Origin of the sequence: Nocardia cerradoensis NBRC 101014 (genome assembly GCF_000308535.1) — a bacterium.
Lineage (GTDB): Bacteria > Actinomycetota > Actinomycetes > Mycobacteriales > Mycobacteriaceae > Nocardia > Nocardia cerradoensis.
Genome location: NZ_BAFW01000158.1, coordinates 1 through 2,654, shown reverse-complemented (window position 1 = coordinate 2,654; position 2,654 = coordinate 1). Strand labels below are relative to the sequence as shown.

Sequence of the window (2,654 nt, the reverse complement as noted above, 5' to 3'; positions counted from 1 at the left end):
GGCAACCCCTTGATGAAGGTGAAGAACCGGTTGGTCTGGTTGGCGTCGAAGATCTGCAGCAGGATGTAGACGATCTCGATCAGTGCGAGGACACCGCCGATCGTGCTGACGATCGCAGCCAGCCCACCCGTGCGGTTTGTCCCATAGGTTCTATATCTGTACATGTCGGCCGAATACCCGCCTGACGGCGTTGAACGCAGCTGATTTTGTCCAGAGGTCTGGACTGTCGGAAATGTGAGCGCTGCTCTTGACAGGGGGATGTCGATGCGCCATGATTGAGTCATCGAAAGAGAGCACCGCTCACAAAAGCGAGGAGTAGTCATGAACGCCACCCGGTACATCGCGCCCACCGGTATCGACCCGATCATGAACCGGATTTTCAACGTCCTGCCGAAATGGGGCATCAGCGTGATGGGTTCCCGGCTGCTGGCCGTGCGCGGTCGCACCTCGGGGGAGTGGCGGACCACGATGGTCAACGTCCTGCAGGATGCGGACGGGACCCGGTATCTGGTCGCTCCGCGTGGTCGCACCCAGTGGGTTCGCAATATCCGCGTCGCCGGCGGTGGGGAGCTCCGGCTGGGACGCAAGACCGAGGCGTTCACGGTGACCGAGGTCGCCGACGCCGACAAGGTGCCGGTGCTGCGCCTGTACCTGAAGAAGTGGGGCTGGGAGGTCGGCAAATTCTTCGAGGGCGTGACCGCCGATGCCACCGACGCCGAACTCGCCGCCATCGCGCCGGGCTTCCCCGTCTTCCGGATCAACTGAGCCACAACGACTTCGGTTGCCGGTGACCGATATCACCGGCGAGGTGATCTTGCGGCTCCTTCGCCGGTTCGCTAGAGTTGCCGAGTCTTGTTTCCGTTGATCGGAGTCGTGCCGTTGCTCTTCTGAGGTAGCCATCGCGTGGCCCGCACTTCTGCGCGCCATTCCCGCCGCCCTCAGGAGCACGCATATGTCTATTTCGACGATTTCGCTGTCCGATCTCACCTTCGCCTGGCCCGACGGCACCCCGGTGTTCGACGGTCTCGACGCCGTGCTCGGACCCGGCCACATCGGTGTGGTGGGCAGTAACGGAGCCGGAAAATCCACCCTGTTGCGGCTGATCACCGGGGAATTACGCCCTGCCCGCGGTTCGGTGACGGTCGCCGGGCGGCTCGGATATCTGCGCCAGGACCTCGGGTTGGCCGCAGGTCAGCGCGTCGATGCCGTTCTCGGCATCGGTGCCGTGCGGGCGGCGCTGCATCGCATCGAATCCGGTGCGGGGACCGATGCCGATTTCGACCTGGTCGGAAACCGCTGGGATGTCGAGGAATCGGCGATCGCGCTGCTCGGCCGGCTGGGCCTGAACTACCTGGCCGACGATGTGGCACAACTGGATCGGCGCCTGGAGACCCTGTCCGGTGGCGAGACGGTGCTGCTCGGGCTGGTGGCGGAACTGCTGCGCGATCCCGACGTGCTGTTACTCGACGAACCCACCAACAATCTGGATTCCGCTGCCCGCCAACGGCTTTACGATGTGGTCGAGGGCTTCGCCGGCACCGTGCTGACGGTCAGCCACGACCGGGAACTGTTGCGGCGGGTGACGACCGTCGCCGAACTGCGCCGTGGTGAGATCCGCACGTTCGGCGGGAATTTCGACGATTACGAGCAGATCGTCGAGGCCGAACAGGAGGCCGCCCGCGCGGCGATCCGCGATGCCCGCAGCGATGTGCGCAAACAGTCGCGTGAACTGGTCGAGGCCAGGATCAAACTGGACCGGCGTCAGCGCTACGGGCAGAAGATGTGGGACACCAAACGTGAACCGAAGATCGTGATGGCCGAGCGCAAACGGCAGGCGCAGGTGTCGGCCGGAAAACTGCGCAACAACCACATCGCCAAGGTGGAGGAGGCCCGATCGACTCTGGAACAGGCCCAGGAACTGCTGCGCGACGATCGGGAGATCCGCGTCGATCTGCCCGGGACCAGGCTGTATCCCGGTCAGGACGTGGTGGCGATGGAAGGGGTGCGACTGGCCAACGGCCCGGTGGTCACGCTGCGGGTGAGCGGTCCCGAACGCATCGCGCTCACCGGGCGCAACGGTGCCGGTAAGACCACGCTGCTGCATCGGCTCGTCGCGGAACCGCCCAAGGTGCCGTGGCGGCTGCTGCCGCAGCGGCTCGACCTCTTCGACGAGCGGTTGTCGGTCTTCGACAATGTGTCCGCCGCCGCTCCGCACGCCGGCGCCGAACGGATTCGCGCACAGTTGGCGCGGTTCCTGTTCCGCGGCGGTGACGCCGATGTCGCGGCGGGCGCGCTCTCGGGTGGCGAGCGGTTGCGGGCCGCGCTGGCGATGCTGCTGCTCGCCGAACCGGCACCGAAACTGCTACTGCTCGACGAGCCCACCAACAACCTGGACCTGCCCAGTCTCCGTCATCTCACCGAGGCGCTGACCAGCTTCGAGGGGGCGCTGATCGTGGTCAGCCACGACCCGCGCTTCCTCGACGAGATCGGGGTCACCCGCCGGCTGGAACTCACCGCGGACGGGGTGGTGGATGAATCGGGCTCCGGAACCGGTTGAACCGACGGGGTGCGTCGAGCCGGACCGGTGCACCCGTGGGAAAACTCCTACTAAAGTGGGTGTTCTGGGCTGTTGAAGCGGTCGGCTAGGGTGTGGC

2 protein-coding genes are annotated in these 2,654 nt (G+C 65.4%); both read left to right on the top strand.

Translation table 11 applies throughout. The features are described from left to right. Positions 1–321 precede the first annotated feature (321 nt). A complete protein-coding gene (locus tag ON23_RS16650; RefSeq protein WP_039779274.1) occupies positions 322–765 on the top strand; it encodes a nitroreductase/quinone reductase family protein in 444 nt (147 codons plus the stop codon). A gap of 187 nt (positions 766–952) precedes the next feature. Further along, positions 953–2,557: an ABC-F family ATP-binding cassette domain-containing protein gene (locus ON23_RS16645; protein ID WP_039779273.1), complete on the top strand. Its 1,605-nt coding sequence runs from the start codon at positions 953–955 to the stop codon at positions 2,555–2,557. The last annotated feature ends 97 nt before the right edge of the window (positions 2,558–2,654 follow it).